This window comes from Streptomyces sp. NPDC096310 (assembly GCF_044763125.1).
Lineage (GTDB): Bacteria > Actinomycetota > Actinomycetes > Streptomycetales > Streptomycetaceae > Streptomyces.
Genome location: NZ_JBIWFO010000009.1, coordinates 114,186 through 129,769 on the forward strand (window position 1 = coordinate 114,186; position 15,584 = coordinate 129,769).

At 74.2% G+C, this 15,584-nt stretch carries 12 protein-coding genes and 2 pseudogenes; 13 read left to right on the top strand and 1 reads right to left on the bottom strand.

The features are described from left to right. Positions 1-185: 185 nt before the first annotated feature. From ACIQ7D_RS19425 to ACIQ7D_RS19475, 11 genes and pseudogenes are all read left to right on the top strand, one after another. Complete coding sequence (locus ACIQ7D_RS19425) at positions 186-929, top strand: TetR/AcrR family transcriptional regulator (RefSeq protein WP_403939076.1); 744 nt, start codon at positions 186-188, stop codon at positions 927-929. Between the two features lie 21 nt (positions 930-950). Continuing rightward, the gene (locus ACIQ7D_RS19430; protein WP_403939078.1) at positions 951-1,244 is read left to right on the top strand and encodes a hypothetical protein; all 294 of its coding nucleotides are present in this window, start codon (positions 951-953) and stop codon (positions 1,242-1,244) included. Positions 1,245-1,256: 12 nt separating this feature from the next. After that, positions 1,257-2,459: a methyltransferase gene (locus ACIQ7D_RS19435; RefSeq protein ID WP_403939080.1), complete on the top strand. Its 1,203-nt coding sequence runs from the start codon at positions 1,257-1,259 to the stop codon at positions 2,457-2,459. 115 nt (positions 2,460-2,574) lie between these two features. Then, a complete protein-coding gene (locus tag ACIQ7D_RS19440; protein ID WP_403939082.1) occupies positions 2,575-2,970 on the top strand; it encodes a molybdopterin-binding protein in 396 nt (131 codons plus the stop codon). Between the two features lie 99 nt (positions 2,971-3,069). Further along, complete coding sequence (gene modA / locus ACIQ7D_RS19445) at positions 3,070-3,882, top strand: molybdate ABC transporter substrate-binding protein (RefSeq protein WP_403939084.1); 813 nt, start codon at positions 3,070-3,072, stop codon at positions 3,880-3,882. A gap of 127 nt (positions 3,883-4,009) precedes the next feature. Continuing rightward, positions 4,010-5,965 (top strand): ABC transporter permease, encoded by a 1,956-nt coding sequence (locus ACIQ7D_RS19450; RefSeq protein WP_403939085.1) that lies wholly within the window; start codon positions 4,010-4,012, stop codon positions 5,963-5,965. A 48-nt stretch (positions 5,966-6,013) separates the two neighbouring features. Then, a pseudogene (locus ACIQ7D_RS19455) lies at positions 6,014-6,325 on the top strand (LysR family transcriptional regulator); the annotation flags it as partial. Continuing rightward, a pseudogene (locus ACIQ7D_RS19460) lies at positions 6,283-6,682 on the top strand (NAD(P)-dependent oxidoreductase); the annotation flags it as partial. The pseudogenes ACIQ7D_RS19455 and ACIQ7D_RS19460, both read left to right, overlap by 43 nt. A 166-nt stretch (positions 6,683-6,848) precedes the next feature. Continuing rightward, positions 6,849-8,801: an NAD-binding protein gene (locus ACIQ7D_RS19465; RefSeq protein WP_403939304.1), complete on the top strand. Its 1,953-nt coding sequence runs from the start codon at positions 6,849-6,851 to the stop codon at positions 8,799-8,801. A 73-nt stretch (positions 8,802-8,874) separates the two neighbouring features. Continuing rightward, positions 8,875-9,075 (top strand): hypothetical protein, encoded by a 201-nt coding sequence (locus ACIQ7D_RS19470; protein WP_403939087.1) that lies wholly within the window; start codon positions 8,875-8,877, stop codon positions 9,073-9,075. 452 nt (positions 9,076-9,527) lie between these two features. Further along, positions 9,528-10,574, top strand: a complete 1,047-nt coding sequence (locus ACIQ7D_RS19475; RefSeq protein ID WP_403939089.1) for a phosphatidylinositol-specific phospholipase C domain-containing protein — start codon at positions 9,528-9,530, stop codon at positions 10,572-10,574. 26 nt (positions 10,575-10,600) lie between these two features. Here the strand turns inward: ACIQ7D_RS19475 and ACIQ7D_RS19480 are convergent, their stop codons facing one another. Then, positions 10,601-12,154 (bottom strand): ATP-dependent DNA ligase, encoded by a 1,554-nt coding sequence (locus ACIQ7D_RS19480; RefSeq protein WP_403939091.1) that lies wholly within the window; start codon positions 12,152-12,154, stop codon positions 10,601-10,603. 212 nt (positions 12,155-12,366) lie between these two features. Here ACIQ7D_RS19480 and ACIQ7D_RS19485 point away from each other — a divergent pair, with 212 nt between their 5' ends. Continuing rightward, a complete protein-coding gene (locus ACIQ7D_RS19485) occupies positions 12,367-13,212 on the top strand; it encodes an oxygenase MpaB family protein (RefSeq protein ID WP_403939306.1) in 846 nt (281 codons plus the stop codon). A 19-nt stretch (positions 13,213-13,231) separates the two neighbouring features. Beyond that, positions 13,232-15,526 carry a tetratricopeptide repeat protein gene (locus ACIQ7D_RS19490; protein ID WP_403939093.1) on the top strand — a complete coding sequence of 765 codons (2,295 nt, stop codon included), beginning with the start codon at positions 13,232-13,234 and terminating at the stop codon, positions 15,524-15,526. Positions 15,527-15,584 lie beyond the last annotated feature (58 nt).

The window sequence follows — 15,584 nt, forward strand, 5'->3', positions numbered from 1 at the left end:
TCCCGTGCGGAGGCGGAGCCCGGGTCCGTACGGGGCACGGGCCGGGTCCGTACCGTCCGGACATTTTTGCGGTTTCGCGCGCCTTCGCCGAACGCGGCGTGTCGGCCCCCGGTGCGTGGCATGCTCGACAAGCGCCCTTACCGGTGACAACACCGCGTGTTCCCTGGGCGATTCGGGGAGGTCGGATGGATCCGGGCCGGAATTCCGCGGACACGACGTCGGCATCGTCCGCCCGTACGAGAGCCAAAGAGACCCGCACGGACCCGAACCCCACCGACCGGCCCTGCGCCGACCAGGACCGTACGGGGCAGGACCGCAGGGCGGCGCGCCGGGAGCGGCTGCTGATGACCGCCACCGATCTGTTCACCACCCGGGGCTACCCGGCCACCTCCATCGAACGGATCTGCGCCACCGCCCATGTCTCGATCCGCGCGTTCTACGAGGAGTTCGAGGGCCGAGAGGCGCTGCTGATCGCACTGCACAACGATGTCGCGAGGGCGGGCATGGAAGCCGCGCTGACGGTGCTCAGCGACCCCGGGACGGAGTCGGCGGGAGCCAGGGCCCGGATCTCGGCCCTCACCCGCTCCTACCTGGACGCCGTCACCGCCGAGCCCGCCGCCACCCGGATCGCGTTCGTCGAGGTCGTCGGCGCCGGCCGCGCGGTCGAGGAACACCGGCTGTTGTGGCGGAGCCTGTGGTCCGACTTCCTCAGCGGGGAGGCGGAGCGTGCCGTCGAGCGGGGCGAGGCCGTACCCCGGGACTACTCCCTCGCCATCATGGCGCTCATCGGGGCCATCAACGAACTGGTGGCGCACTGGGCCCGCGACCCCACCGCCTTCCCCCGGGAACTGCTGGCCGACGAACTCGTCCACCACGCGCTCGCCACGCTCGGCATCCCCACCGACGGTATCCCCACCGACGTCCCCTGACGGACGAAGGGAAATGACGCGATGACCGGACTCTGGCACCAGGTACTGCACACCATGTCCCAGCCCGGGGCGTCCCCCGACGACGACCTGCTGGCCCAGGCCGCCGCGGACATCGCCCTGCGCGACCACCCGGGCCCCCCGGCCGACGCCGAGGCGGTCCTGGAGATCGCGCGTTCGGAGTTCGCCGCGGTCCTCAGCCTGAGCCAGGCCCAGGCCGCGCTGGACCGGGCCCGCAGACTCTCCGCGCGGAACGAGGCCGCCCCGGCCGGTGAGCCGAGCGGCCGCGCGGCGCACGGTGGGCCCCCGGGCGGTTAGCCTGAGGGCACGATGAACCGTTTGACGACACCCTGGGGCGAGTTCGGCCTCACCCGATTCCCCGAACACCCCCGCGAGACGCTGCGCGCGTGGGACGCCGCCGACGAGTACCTGCTGCGGCGCCTCGGGGAAGGCGGACAGGAAGGCGACGGCACCCAGGCCGGCCCACCCGGTCCGGCCGGGCCGTCCGGCACCGTCGTGGTCGTCGGGGACCGCTGGGGCGCGCTCACCACCGCGCTCGCCGGCCACCCGGAACGGGACACCGGCGACCTCGTGCAGATCAGCGACTCGTACCTCACCCAGCAGGCGACCCGCGCCAACCTGCGCCGCGCAGGTCTCGGTACGGACGCCGTACGGCTGCTGTCCACCCGGGACACACCGCCGGAGCGGATCGACGTACTGCTGGTCCGCGTCCCCAAGAGCCTGGCCATGCTGGAGGACCAGCTCCACCGGCTGGCGCCCGCCGTGCACCCGGGAACCCTGGTCATCGGTACGGGCCGGGTGACGGAGATCCACACGTCCACCCTGAAACTCTTCGAACAGATCCTCGGCCCCACGAAGACCTCCCTCGCCGTCAAGAAGGCCCGGCTGATCTTCTGCGCACCCGCGGCCGGACGGGTACGGACCACCAGCCCCTGGCCGCACAGCTACGCGCTGCCCGAAGGCCTCGGCTCCGTGTCGGGTCGTACCGTCGTCAACCACGCCGGGATCTTCTGCGCGGAACGGCTCGACATCGGCACCCGGTTCCTGCTGCGCCACCTCCCGCGCCGCCAAGGACCCGACCGGGTCATCGACCTGGGCTGCGGCAACGGGGTCATCGGCACCGCCGTGGCGCTGGACAACCCGGACGCCACGGTGACCTTCATCGACGAGTCGTACGCGGCGGTGGCGTCCGCCGAGGCCACCTTCCGCAAGAACGTCGACGCCGCGACACCCGCGGAGTTCGTCCTCGGCGACAGCCTGACCGGCGTACCCGCCGAGTCGGCCGACCTCGTCCTGACCAACCCGCCGTTCCACACCCACCAGTCGACGACCGACGCGACGGCGTGGCGGATGTTCACCGGGTCGCGCGCGGCGCTGCGGACCGGGGGAGAGCTGTGGGTCATCGGCAACCGGCACCTCGGCTACCACACCAAGCTGCGCAGGCTCTTCGGCAACTGCGAGACCGTGACCAGCGACCCCAAGTTCGTCATCCTGCGGGCGGTCAAGCGCTGAGACGCCGGGTCGGGCGCGCCGCGCCGTCCCGGCCCCCTCGCATCTGCTCTCATCTGCGAGGAAGCATCATCTGAAGAATTGTAAATGCGAGGCTATCCGGCCTATCTTGTCGCACATGCCTTCCTACACGATCGGTCAGGCGGCCCGGCTCCTCGGAGTGAGCCCCGACACCGCGCGCCGCTGGGCCGACGCGGGCCGGATCGCCACCCATCGCGACGAGGGCGGACGCCGTCTCGTCGACGGCCGCGCGCTGGCCGCGTTCTCCGTCGAGGCCGCCCAGAGCGGTACCGACGAGGACGACGTCTCGTACACCTCGGCACGCAACGCCTTCCCCGGCATCGTCACCGCCATCACCCTCGGCGATGTCGCGGCCCAGGTGGAGATCCAGGCGGGACCGCACCGGCTGGTCTCGCTGCTCACCCGGGAAGCGGTCGAGGAACTGGGCCTGGAGGTCGGCATGCAGGCCACCGCCCGGGTGAAGGCCACCAACGTGCACATCGACCGCGTCTGAACCATGGCCGCCGCGTCCGAACGTCCCGGCGGCACGGCCGGTCCCGGTGCCTTGCCCCGCCCCGCGCCCCTCTCCGCCCCACCGCCAAGGAGCACCCTCATGTCCCTCGCCCTCACCCGCCGCCGCGCCGCCACCGCGCTCGTGACAGCCGCTCTGCTCCTGCCGCTGGCGGCCTGCGGCGGCAAGGACGACGCGAAGGGCACCGGCTCGGCCGCCACGGACGGCGCCTCGCCGAGCGGCGCCCCCAAGGCCCAGCTCACCGTGCTGGCCGCCGCCTCGCTCACCGATGTCTTCAAGACGGCGGGCGCCGCGTACGAGAAGGCCAACCCGGGCACCAAGCTCACGTTCTCCTTCGCCGGTTCGCAGGAGCTGGCCGCACAGGTCAAGCAGGGCGCCCCCGCCGACGCGCTGGTCACCGCCGACACCAAGACCATGGACGGGCTGAGGAGCGACACCGGAACCCCGACGGTCATCGCCAGGAACCGCCTGGTCATCGCCACCGGCGAGGGCAACCCGGAGAAGGTCGGTAACCTCAAGGACCTCGCCGACCCGAAACTGAAGGTCGTCCTCGCCGCCCCCGAGGTGCCCGTCGGCCGCTACAGCGAGCAGGTGCTGGACGCGCAGAAGATCGAGGTGAAGCCGGTCTCGCAGGAGCCCAACGTCCGCGCCGTACTGAGCAAGGTCGAACTGGGCGAGGCCGACGCCGGCATCGTCTACCGGACCGACGCCGCCACCGCGACGGACAAGGTCGACGCCGTGGAGATCCCCGACGCGCAGAACGCGATCGCCCAGTACCCGGCCGCCACGCTCAAGACCTCCGAGAACGCCGGCGCCGCCGCCGCGTTCGTCACCTGGCTGAGCGGCCCGGAGGCGCAGAAGATCCTCCATGCGGCCGGTTTCCAGAAGCCGTAACGGCAGCCGCCGACGCGCCGCCGGACGGTCGTCCGGCGCCGACGCGCCGCCGGACGGTCGTCCGTCGTCCGCGCGGCACCCGCGCGGCCCCGTGACCCGTTCCCAACCGATCCAGCCAGGGGGCCCGATGAGCCGCACCCGCATCCGTGGGCTCCGCGCCCCCCTCGCCCTGACGCTCCCCGCGCTGCTCGCCGTCGCGTTCCTGCTGCTGCCCCTGATCGGGATCCTCGCCCGGACCACCTGGGGTGAGCTGGGCACCCATCTCACCAGCCCCGGCGTGGTCCAGGCGCTGAAGCTGTCGCTGCTGGTCTCCTTCTGGGCGCTCGCGCTCTCGCTGCTGCTCGGGGTGCCGCTGGCCTGGCTGCTGGCCCGGGTCGACTTCCCCGGCAAGACCCTCGTCCGCGCCCTCGTCCTGCTGCCGATGGTGCTGCCGCCGACCGTCGGCGGGGTGGCGCTGCTGCTCGGCTTCGGCCGGCGCGGGCTGCTCGGGCCCTGGCTGGGGGACACCTTCGGGATCACCCTGCCGTTCCACACCTCGGGCGCCGTGGTCGCCGCGACCTTTGTCGCGATGCCGTTCCTCATCATCAGCCTCGAAGGCACCCTCGCCGGGCTGCGGCCCGCCTACGAGGAGACCGCCGGGTCGCTGGGCGCCTCGCCCGTACGGGTCTTCCTCACCGTCACCCTGCCGATGGTCGCGCCAGGACTCGCCGCGGGCGCCGCGCTGACCTGGGCACGCGCGCTCGGCGAGTTCGGCGCCACGATCACCTTCGCCGGGAATCTGCCCGGCACCACCCAGACCCTGCCGCTCCAGGTCTATCTGCTGCTCCAGGACTCACCGGAGGCCGCCACCTCGGTCTCGCTGCTGCTCCTGGCCATCGCCATGGCCGTCCTGATCGCGCTGCGCGGCCGGTGGACCGGTCATACGGCCGACCGCGCCCCGGGACGCGGTCCGCTGCCGGACACCGACGGTACGGGAGACCCCCGGACCCCCGAGCCACGGGCGCCGCACGAGCCGGAAGCACCGGAAGCGCCGGAGGAGCCGTCGGAGCGGTGGCCGCTGCACGCCGAGGTGAGCGGCTTCAACCGGCTCACCCTGGACGCCGGGCCCGGCACCACCCTCGCCGTCGTCGGACCCAACGGCGCCGGCAAGACCACCCTGCTCCGCGCGCTCCTCGGCCTCACCCCGCGCGCCCACGCGGAGCTGCGCCTCGGCGAGCTGGACGTCACCTCCCTGCCACCGCACCGCCGAGGAGTCGCCTGGGTCCCGCAGGACGGCGCGCTCTTCCCGCACCTCAGCGCCCTCGCCAACACCGCCTACGGGCTGCGCGCCCACGGCGTCCCCCGCGCCGAGGCCCGCCGTACCGCACAGCGTTGGCTCGACCGGCTCGGCGTCGGGCACCTCGCCCACCGCAAGCCCCACCAGGTCTCCGGCGGGCAGGCACAGCGCGTCGCGCTCGCCCGCGCCCTGGCCGCCCGGCCCCGGCTGCTGCTGCTGGACGAGCCCCTGGCCGCGCTCGACCAGACCACCCGGGCCCGGGTACGGCACACCCTGCGCGGCCATCTCGACGGCTTCGGCGGGGTCTGCCTGATCGTCACGCACGACCCCGTCGAGGCGGTCTCCCTCGCCGACCGGGTCCTCGTACTCGACGAAGGACGCGTCCTCCAGGACGCGCCGCCGGCCGAGGTGACCCGGCATCCGCGCTCGCCGTGGGTGGCCCGGATGCTCGGCCGCAACGCCTGGCCCGGTGCCTTCGGCCCGGACGGGTTCACCCTGGACGCGGGCGGCCGGCTGGTGGTCGCCGAGCCGTTGCCCGACTCCACGCGGGCGCTGGCGGTCATCGCTCCGGAGGCCGTCTCCGTCCACCGGGAGCGGCCCGGCGGCAGCCCGCGCAACGTCTGGCCCGGCACCGTCCGGGAGATCACCGCGCTCGGCAGCAGACTGCGCGTCCTGATCACCTCGGACGAGGCACCCGACCTGGTCGCCGAGATCACCCCCCAGGCGGCGGCCGAACTCCGCCTGGCCGACGGTGTCCAGGTCTGGACCGGCGTCAAGGCCACGGAAGTCACCCTCGTCCCCCTGTGACCCGTACGCCACCCGGCCCTTCACGCCGCACGAGCAGGGGAGCGAGCGTTGTTACTGCGTCAACTGGAATATCTGGTCGCGCTGGCCAGGGAACGCCACTTCGCCCGGGCGGCCGCGGCCTGCTACGTCTCCCAGCCCTCGCTCTCCGCCGCCATCCGCAAACTCGAACGGGACGTGCCCATCGTCCGCCGCGGCCACCGCTTCGAAGGGCTCACCCCCGAAGGCGAACGCGTCCTGGTCCGGGCGCACCGTATCCTCGCTGAGCGCGACGCCCTGCGCCATGAACTCTCCGCGATGCGCGGCGGCCTCGCCGGGACGCTGCGCTCCACCCGGAGACCGAGGGCCTGTTCGGCGACGAGCTGATCGCCACCATGATGTGCGGCGCCTATCTCATCAACACCGCCCGCGCGAGGATCGCCGACCGCGACGCCATCGACCGCGCGCTGCGCGACGGACAGCTCGCCGGGTACGCCGGTGACGTCTGGTACCCGCAGCCCGCCCCCCGCCGACCACCCCTGGCGGACCATGCCGCACCACGGCACGACCCCGCACATCTCCGGCTCCTCGCTCTCCGCGCAGGCCCGTTACGCGGCGGGCACCCGGGAGATCCTGGAGTCCTGGTTCGCCGGGACACCCCTGCGCGAGGAGTACCTGATCGTCGACCAGGGCGCCCTGGCCGGCACCGGAGCCCGCTCCGACTCCGTCGGCCAGGGCTGACGGCTCCTCAGAATCGTCCAGATGCATCTCATCTGACCGGAAATCAGCCGTCCCCGCCGGGCCCCCCGGCCGGGGACGGCTGTGCCGTACCCGAACACGGGCACGGCACACTGGTGCGGTGTCCACACTTCCTCACCAGGTACCCCACGGCTCGACGGCGGGCCACATGATCGTCTGCGGCGACGACACACTGGCCCACCGGCTGGCGGGCGAGCTGCGCCATGTCTACGGCGAGCGGGTCACCCTGGTCGTGCCGCCGGTCCGGGCCTCCCGGCGGCCGCCCGCCCCGGTCGCCGGACCCGGCAGGGCCTCGGCCTTCTTCGGCCGGATGTCCGCGGCCATGGCCCGTACGGCGGCGACCCTGCCGGATCCGGCGGGCGACGACCCCGGCGGCGGGGGGAGCGGGCCACGGGTCCTGGAGACCGACGAACTCGACGAGGACACGCTCGTGGAGGCCGGGGTGGCGGAGGCGGCGGCGCTCGCCCTCGTCCACGACGACGACGAGATCAACATCCGGGCCGCGCTCGCCGCCCGTCGCCTCAACCCCCAACTGCGCCTGGTCATCAGGCTCTACAACCGCAAGCTCGGCCAGCACCTGGAGGAACTGCTCGACCAGGCCGCCGCCGTCGCCGTCCCCGGCCTCGACGCGGCGGCCCTGGACGCCACCACGACCGTACTCTCCGACGCCGACACGGCCGCCCCCGCGCTGGCCGCCACCGCCGTCGCGGGCACCAGCAAGGTCATCCGCGCCGACGGTCTGCTGCTGCGGGCCGTGGAACGCGACCCGCCCGGCCCCGGCCGGGTCGCCGACCCCGGGCTGTGCACCCTCGCCCTCCTCTCGGCCACCACCAACGACCCGGCGGGCACGGAGGGTTCGGAGAACAGCGGCCAGGAGGCCCCGCGGCTGCTGCCCGACGACGCGAGCGCCGCCGCCGCCACCGGCCGCGGTACGGTCGTCCTGGAGGCCGTGTCCCACGCCGGGCCCGATCTGCCGCCCAGCCGGCTCGCCGGCCGGGGCGCCCCGCTCTCCTCGCTCTTCTCCCGGCGGCTGCGCTGGTCCTTCGCCGGGATCCTCGCCGCCGTGCTGGCGCTGGCCGTCGCCTCGTGGATCGCCACCGGCGTCCGCCCGCTGGGCGCCCTCTACCTCACCCTGCTCGATCTCTTCGCCATCGGCGACCCCGCGGTCGGCGAGCCCGTGAACCGGCAGGTCATGCAGCTCCTCGCCATGGTCACCGGGATTCTGCTGCTGCCCGTGGTGCTCGCCGCGGTCCTGGAGGCGCTCGGCACCTTCCGTACCGCGTCGGCGCTGCGCCGGCCACCGCGCGGCCTGTCCGGCCATGTCGTCCTGCTGGGCCTCGGCAAGGTCGGCACCCGTGTCCTGGTCGGCCTGCGCGAGCTGGGCATCCCCGTGGTCTGCGTGGAGGAGGACCCCGAGGCGCGCGGCATCGCGCTCGCCCGCAGGCTGCGGATCCCGACCGTCCTGGGCGATGTCACCCAGGAGGGGGTGCTGGAAGCGGCCAAGATCGAACGGGCGCACGCCCTGCTCGCCCTCACCAGCGTCGACACCACCAATCTTGAGGCCACGCTCTACGCCCGCTCCGTCGCCCCCGATCTGCGGGTGGCCCTGCGGCTGTACGACGACGACTTCGCGACCGCCGTCTACCGCACCCTGCGCGCCGCCCACCCCCGGGCGCTCACCCGCAGCCGCAGCGTCTCCACCCTGGCGGCCCCGGCCTTCGCCATCGCCATGATGGGGCGCCAGATCCTCGGGGCGATCCCCGTAGAGCGCCGGGTGCTGCTGGTCGCCGCCATCGATGTCGCGGGCCACCCCCGGCTGGAGGGGCGCACGGTCGCCGAGGTGTTCCGCCCCGGCGCCTGGCGGGTCATCGCGCTCGACACGGCGGAGCCCGGGGACCGGGTGCCGGACCTCGCGGACACCCGGCCGGGGCCCGAGGGGCGGCGGCCCCCGGGGCTCGTGTGGGATCTGCACCCCGGCTATGTGCTGCACGCCAGGGACCGGGTGGTCCTCGCCGCCACCCGGCGCGGCCTCGCCGAACTGCTCGGGCGCCAGTACGCCGCCGGTTCCAGGCCGGCGCCCGACCCAGGACCGCGCGGATGACCGGGCGCCACCGGGGATGCGACCGGGCCCGGAGGGCACGAGAATGGCCCCACCGGACGAACGAGGAGGCGGCATGAACGAAGAGTCCGCTGCGCAGTACGAGATCGAGAGCGCGACCCCGGACCGGCTGCTGCACACCGGAGCCTGTGACGAGGTGACGGCCGAGGATCTCGCGCTCGCCTCCGGCCGCGACATCACCCCCGAGAGCCTGGCCTGGGCCCGGCGCCGACTGGCCGAGCGGGGACGGGCGGCCATCGAGGAACAGCTTCCGTGACCAGCGGGCCGCTCCCGCCCGGCGACGGCTGACGGGAGCGGCCGCACGGCCACGCCGGTACGGCGGCGGCCTGCTCCTCCCTGTCCGGTAGGCGCCCTCGCCCGTACCCGCTCCCGGTCGGTAACCGCCCGCTGCCTGTACGTGCTCACCGTCCGGACGTAACCCGCCCGGCGGTCGTCCCTGCGGGAACGCGCGCCCGCCGCCTGAACGCCGAACGCGCCCCACCGCGCAGGCGGCGGGGCGCGTCGTCACGCCCGGCCCGGCCTGGCCCCGCCATCCCCATCGGCCCCGCCGCGCCGCGCCCAGCCCTTCCCGCTACCGCCCCCGATGCCGCCCGTTTCCCCGGTGATCGCGTCCGTAGGCCCGATGTCCTCCCGCTCGTCACCGAACTCCCTTACGCTGCCTCTCCGTTGACATGCCCAAGACATGCATGCCGAGAGGAACCCAGGGATATGGCCAAGCTTCTCCGTACGACCCTGGCGGCCGGCGCCGCCGCCGTGCTCGCCCTTGTCGCCACCCCGGCCGGGGCCGCCGACACCGGACAGTTGCCCTATGCTTCCGGCACCGGAGTCGGGGTCCACAACGCGTACGAGAAGGCCACCTTCCCCTACTTCGCGGACGCCCTGGACTCCGGCGCCGGGATGCTCGAACTCGACGTGTGGACCAATGTGTACGGCGCCTCCTGGCGCGTGTCGCACTCCAACCCGATCGGCAACGACAACAACTGCGTCAATGCGGCGGCCGTCGCCGACCTGCGCACCAAGACGCGCAACCGCGACCTGCCGGGCTGCCTCGCCGACATCAAGGTCTGGCACGACGCCAACCCGGGCCACCGCTCCGTCGTGCTCAAGCTGGAGATGAAGGACGGCTTCCAGGGGCAGGGCGGCCGCGGCCCCGCCGCCCTCGACGCGCTGCTGACCGCCAAGCTCGGCGACGCGCTCTACCGCCCCGCCGATCTGGCCGGCGACCACGCCGATCTCGACCAGGCGGCCCAGGCCGGCGCCTGGCCGACGCGCGCGCGGCTCGCGGGCAAGTTCATCGTCGAGCTGATCCCGGGCACGGTGGAGGAGCAGAACCCGCTCGACACCCTCTGGACCGACCGCGAGTACGCCCTGCACCTGCGTGACCTCAAGGCGGCCGGCCGGCTGGGCGAGGCCGCCGCCTTCCCCGCCGTGCACAAGGCGGCGGCCGGTGATCCCCGTACCCGGTACACGGACGCGACGATCAGGCCCTGGTTCGTCTTCTTCGACGGCGACGCCGCCACGTACGCGAACGGCACCATCGACACATCCTGGTACGCCCAGCGCAACTACTTCCTGCTGATGACGGACGCGCACAACGTGGCGCCCGCCATCGACGGCACCAACCCGACCGAGCAGCAGGCCCGCGACCGGCTGGCGCTGCTGGCGCAGCGGAACGCGAGCCTGATCTCCGCGGACTGGCGCGCGCTGCCGACCGTCCTCGGTTCGGTGGTCCCGCGCGGTACGACGGCCCCCTAAGGTCCTCCCCGGGGCGGCGCGGGCTCTCAGTCCGGCCGCTCCGGGTCCCGGCCGTGGGCCGCCAGCACCGCCCCGACCGTGTCCGCCTCCGCCGCCGGCTTGTCCTCGCGGTAGCGCACCACCCGCGCGAAGCGCAGCGTCACCCCCGCCGGGTAGCGGGACGACCGCTGGAGCCCGTCGTACGCGATCTCGACGACCAGTTCGGGGCGTACGGTCACGGTGAAGCCGTCGTCCCGCAGCGCCAGTTCCCGCAGCCGGACCGTCTGCCACTCCAGCATCGCGTCCGTCAGCCCCTTGAACGTCTTGCCGAGCATCGCGAACGAGCCGTCCTCCCGCCGCGCGCCGAGATGCAGATTGGAGAGTCGGCCGGTCCGTCTGCCATGGCCCCATTCAGCGGCCAGCACCACGAGATCCAGGGTGTGCACCGGCTTCACCTTCAGCCAGCCGGCACCTCTGCGGCCCGCGCTGTACGGCGTGTCGAGCGCCTTCACCACCACGCCCTCGTGCCCCCGGTCCAAGGTCTCCCGGAGGAACACCTCCCCCGTGTCGGCGCAGTCACCCGGGCCGCCCGGGACGACGAGCCGCCGTACCCGCATCGGCTCGGGCACCAGCCGCGCCAGCACCTCGTGGCGGTCCCCGCACGGCAGATCGAGCAGATCCTCGCCGTCGGCCGCGAGCACGTCGAAGAAGACCGGCGACAGCGGAACGGCCGTCGCGGCCGACCTGACGTCCGTACGCGACCCGACCCGGCCCGCGACCTCCTGGAACGGCCGCGGTCTGCCCCGCTCGTCCAGGGCAATCACCTCCCCGTCCAGCACGAACCGGTCGCCGTCCAGCTCCAGCACCGCCGCGCTCACCTCCGGCAGCCGCTCGGTGATCTCGTCGAGCGTGCGCGTGAAGATCCGTACCGTGGCCCCCTCCCGGTGCACCTGCACCCGGATCCCGTCCAGCTTCTCCTCCACCACGCACGCGCCGAGCCGCTCGACCGCCTCCGCCACACTCGTGGCGCTCTGCGCGAGCATCGGCAGCACGGGGTGGCCCACCGTCAGCAGGAACTCCTCCAGCACATGCGGGCCCTCCGCCAGCAGCCGCTCGGCCACCGGCAGCAGCGAGCCCGCCAGCATCACCGCCCGCCGCACGGCCGCCGAGGAGGCGCCCGACGTCTGCGCGAGCGCCTCGACGGCGACCGCGTCCAGCGCGCCCTGGCGCACCTCGCCGGAGATCAGCCCCACCAGGAACCGCTGCTCCTCCTCGGTCGCCGCCCCCAGCAGCTCCCGCACCAGCCGCCGCCGCTCCGCCTGCGCGCCGGGCCCGGAGACGGCCGCGAGCGCGGTGAACACGGCGTCCGTGCCGTGCACGGTCAACGAGGCCCGGCCCGCGGGCGGCGGCGGGTCCTTCAGCGCGTTCCAGCCGACCCCGATCCGCCCCTGGGGCAGCCGCCCCGCCAGATACGGGATGACGACGGGCACGTCCCGCGGCCCCGCCGTCCGGAAGACACCGGCCAGCAGGGAGATCTTCCGGGTCCGTGCCGAACTCTCGGCGACCTCCCGTGAGACACGGGCCAGCGGTGCCAGCAGCATGCTGCCATCGTGCTACGCCGGACGCGGCTCCGCCCGTCAGGAGCCGTCCCGTCTCCCGGCGGCGTACGCCCCGCCCGCGGCCCGGCGATAGCCTGGGCGCGCCCCCGGTGGACCACCGGGGGCGGTGTACGAGGCAGGGGAGGCGTGGCCGTGAGGACGACCGGGGCAGGGGCGGCGGGGACGACAGGACCGGCCTCGGCGGCCGACCCGGGCTGTTCGGGCCCGGCTCCGTCACCTGGCAGCTCCACAGCGACCCGATGATGTGGATCGCCGGAATCCGCGCCCTCTACCTCCAGGCGCTGCACCCCCGCGCCGTCCGGGGCGTCCTGCGGAACAGCGACGTCCGCGAGGACACCTGCGGCCGGCTGCGCCGCACCGCCCTCTTCGTGGGCACCATCAGCTACGGCACCACCGAGGCAGCGGAGAAGGCGGGCGCCCGGGTACGGCGGATCCACCGGATGCTGAAGGCCACCGACCCCACGACGGGGGAGCGGTACGCCGTGGACGAGCCGCAGCTGCCGCTCTGGGCGCACCGCACCGAGATCGACTCGTACCTCCGGGTCGTACGCCGCTCCGGCATCCCCGTCAGCGACGCGCAGGCCGACCGCTATGTGGCCGAACACCGCGAGGGCGCCCGGCTGGTCGGTCTCGACCCCGCGCTCGCCGCGTACTTCGACCGGGTACGCCCCGAGCTGGCCTGCGGCCCCGAGGCGCGGGACATCGACGACTTCCTGCGCCGGCCGCCCGTCCACGCCGCGCTCGTCCCCGCCCGCGCCCTGCTGTGGCGGCGGGTGGCCACGCTCGCCTACCAGTCGCTGCCGCCGTACGCCCATGAGCTGTACGGCCGTGCGGTGCCCGACGAGGAGACCGTCACCCACCGGCTCCTCGCCGCCGGCAACCTGCTGCGCCGCGTCCCCGGCCGGGTCCGCGGAAAGCTGCCGCCGCGCCATATCGAGCGCGCCATGGCGCGGCTCGGGCCCGACACGTGTCCCGCCCCGTACACACTCCAGGCCAGGGCCGCCATACTGGACGGGCCGGGGAGGGCGCAGCGAGGGTGACGGGGGGCCACGGCACGCGATGGCGGACAGCATGCTGATCCAGGGCCGCTACCGGCTGCTCGATCTCATCGGACGCGGTGGGATGGGTGAGGTCTGGCGGGCACGCGACGAATCGCTCGGCCGGCAGGTCGCGGTCAAGTGCCTCAAACCGCTCGGCCCGCAGCGCGACGACTCCTTCACCCGGATCATGCGCGAGCGGTTCCGCCGTGAGGCCCGGGTCGCCGCGGCCCTCCAGCACCGCGGCGTCACCGTCGTCCACGACTTCGGCGAGTACGACGGCGTGCTCTACCTCGTCATGGAGCTGCTGGAGGGCCGCAACCTCAGCCAGCTCCTGGAGGACCACGGGAACCCGCTGCCGGTGCCCGACGTCGTCGACATCGCCGAGCAGGTCGCGGACGCCCTCGCGTACACCCACGAACAGGGCATCGTCCACCGCGACCTGAAACCCGCCAACATCATGCGGCTCACCAGCGGAGCCGTGAAGATCTGCGACTTCGGTATCGCGCGCCTCGGCCACGACATCGGCTTCACCTCACGGCTCACCGGTACGGGCATCGCCATGGGGACCCCGCACTACATGTCGCCCGAGCAGATCGGCGGCGGTCAGGTCGACCACCGCAGCGATCTCTACTCGCTCGGCTGCGTGCTGTACGAGATCGCCACCGGCGCCCCGCCGTTCGACCTGGAGGACGCCTGGTCGGTGCTGGTCGGCCACCGCGACACCATCCCCGAGACGCCCAGCGGACACCGCGCCGAGCTGCCCGCGTTCTTCGACGGGATCGTCCTCGACCTGCTGGCCAAGACCCCCGAGGAGCGTCCCGCCGACGCCGGTGTCCTGCGGCGCCGGATCAGCGAGGCCCGCGCCGGTTCGGGGCCCGGCCCGGGCCCCGGCGCGCTCCCGGGCGGCTACGGCCGACCCGCCCTCGGCGGCCCCGGCGCGGGCACGGCCGCGTACCCCGTCGGCGGTTACGGGACGGGGCGCCCCGACGGCGCGCCCCTGCCGCTTTGGACCCGCTCCATGACCACGGGGCACAAGGCGATCGACCCGGCCGACCCGCGGCCCACCCCGCCCGACCACACCGCGGGGCTGACCGGGGAGTGGACCACCCCGGTCGACCCCCGCGCCGGGCTCCCCCGACCACTCACCCCGGGGCGGCCCACCCCCTCGCCCGACCAGCTCGCCGTCCTGACCGGCAGACACAACGCCGGTCTCAGCCTCGGCCGGCTCGGCCGGTGGGAGGAGGCGGGCGAGGTGCACCGCTCGGTCGCCGCCGAGCGGGAACACGCGCTCGGCCCGGACCACCCGGACACCCTCGGCAGCCGCTACGAGGTCGGCTTCACCCTCAGCAGGACCGGGCGTACGGCGGACGCGCTGCGCGAGTTCACCCGCGTCGCGGAGGGCCGCGAGCGGGTGTTCGGCCCCGACCATCCGGAGACGCTCGCCGCGCGCCAGGAGACCGCGTACGTCCTCGGCCAGCTCGGCCGGCACTTCGAGGCCCACGAGGTCTTCGCCGCGGTCCTCGCCTCCCGGGAACGCACCATGGGCCCCGACCACGCCGACACCCTGCGCTGCCGCCACAACCTCGCCTACAACCTCGGCAGGCTGGGCCGTCTCGAAGACGCCCACCGGCTCGCCGGTGAGGTGGCCGCCGCGCGCGCCAGGGTGCTCGGCCCCGGCCATCCCGACACCCTGCTCAGCCGGTACGAGGTGGCGTACGCGCTCGGGCAGCTCGGCCGCTGGCCCGAGGCGCTGACCGCCTACCGCGAGGTCGCCGCCGCCCGCGCCGAATCACTCGGCGCCGACCATCCCGACACCCTCGCCGCCCGCTACGAGGTCGGCATCAGCCTCGGGCGGCTCGGCGAGAGCACGGAGGCGCTGGAGCTGTACCGCGCGCTGGTGGAGGACCGTACCCGGATCCAGGGCGCGCACCACCCCGAGACCCTGCGCGCCCGGCACGGCTTCTGCGTCAACCTCGGGCGCCTCTCCCGCTGGGAGGAGGCGCTCACGGAGTCCCGCGACGTCTGCGCGATCCGCGAACGCGTGCTGGGCGCCGACCATGCCGACACCCTCGTCAGCCGCCGGGAGATCGCCGTCGGTCTGGGCTGGCTCGGCCGCTGGTCCGAGGCCCTCTCCGTCTACCGCCAGGTCGCCGACACCCGCGACCGGGTGCTCGGCGCCACCCACCCCGACGCGCTCGCCAGCCGCAACGACGAGGCCCACTGCCTGGAACAGCTCGGCAGGGGAGCGGAGGCGGTGCAGCTCTACCGGCAGGTGGCGGCGCTGCGCCAGCAGCACGGCGCGCGCGGCTACTGACGGCGCGCGCTCCCCCTGCCCCCGGGCCCTTCGCGCGCCGCTTACGCGCCCGGTCTGG

Excerpts from the sequence above, each read along its gene's own strand:
- ACIQ7D_RS19425 (WP_403939076.1), top strand. The coding sequence starts at position 186 with ATGGATCCGGGCCGGAATTCCGCGGACACGACGTCGGCATCGTCCGCC.
- ACIQ7D_RS19430 (WP_403939078.1), top strand. The coding sequence starts at position 951 with ATGACCGGACTCTGGCACCAGGTACTGCACACCATGTCCCAGCCCGGG.
- ACIQ7D_RS19435 (WP_403939080.1), top strand. The coding sequence starts at position 1,257 with ATGAACCGTTTGACGACACCCTGGGGCGAGTTCGGCCTCACCCGATTC.
- ACIQ7D_RS19440 (WP_403939082.1), top strand. The coding sequence starts at position 2,575 with ATGCCTTCCTACACGATCGGTCAGGCGGCCCGGCTCCTCGGAGTGAGC.
- modA (WP_403939084.1), top strand. The coding sequence starts at position 3,070 with ATGTCCCTCGCCCTCACCCGCCGCCGCGCCGCCACCGCGCTCGTGACA.
- ACIQ7D_RS19450 (WP_403939085.1), top strand. The coding sequence starts at position 4,010 with ATGAGCCGCACCCGCATCCGTGGGCTCCGCGCCCCCCTCGCCCTGACG.
- ACIQ7D_RS19465 (WP_403939304.1), top strand. The coding sequence starts at position 6,849 with ATGATCGTCTGCGGCGACGACACACTGGCCCACCGGCTGGCGGGCGAG.
- ACIQ7D_RS19470 (WP_403939087.1), top strand. The coding sequence starts at position 8,875 with ATGAACGAAGAGTCCGCTGCGCAGTACGAGATCGAGAGCGCGACCCCG.
- ACIQ7D_RS19475 (WP_403939089.1), top strand. The coding sequence starts at position 9,528 with ATGGCCAAGCTTCTCCGTACGACCCTGGCGGCCGGCGCCGCCGCCGTG.
- ACIQ7D_RS19480 (WP_403939091.1), bottom strand. The coding sequence starts at position 12,154 with ATGCTGCTGGCACCGCTGGCCCGTGTCTCACGGGAGGTCGCCGAGAGT.
- ACIQ7D_RS19490 (WP_403939093.1), top strand. The coding sequence starts at position 13,232 with ATGGCGGACAGCATGCTGATCCAGGGCCGCTACCGGCTGCTCGATCTC.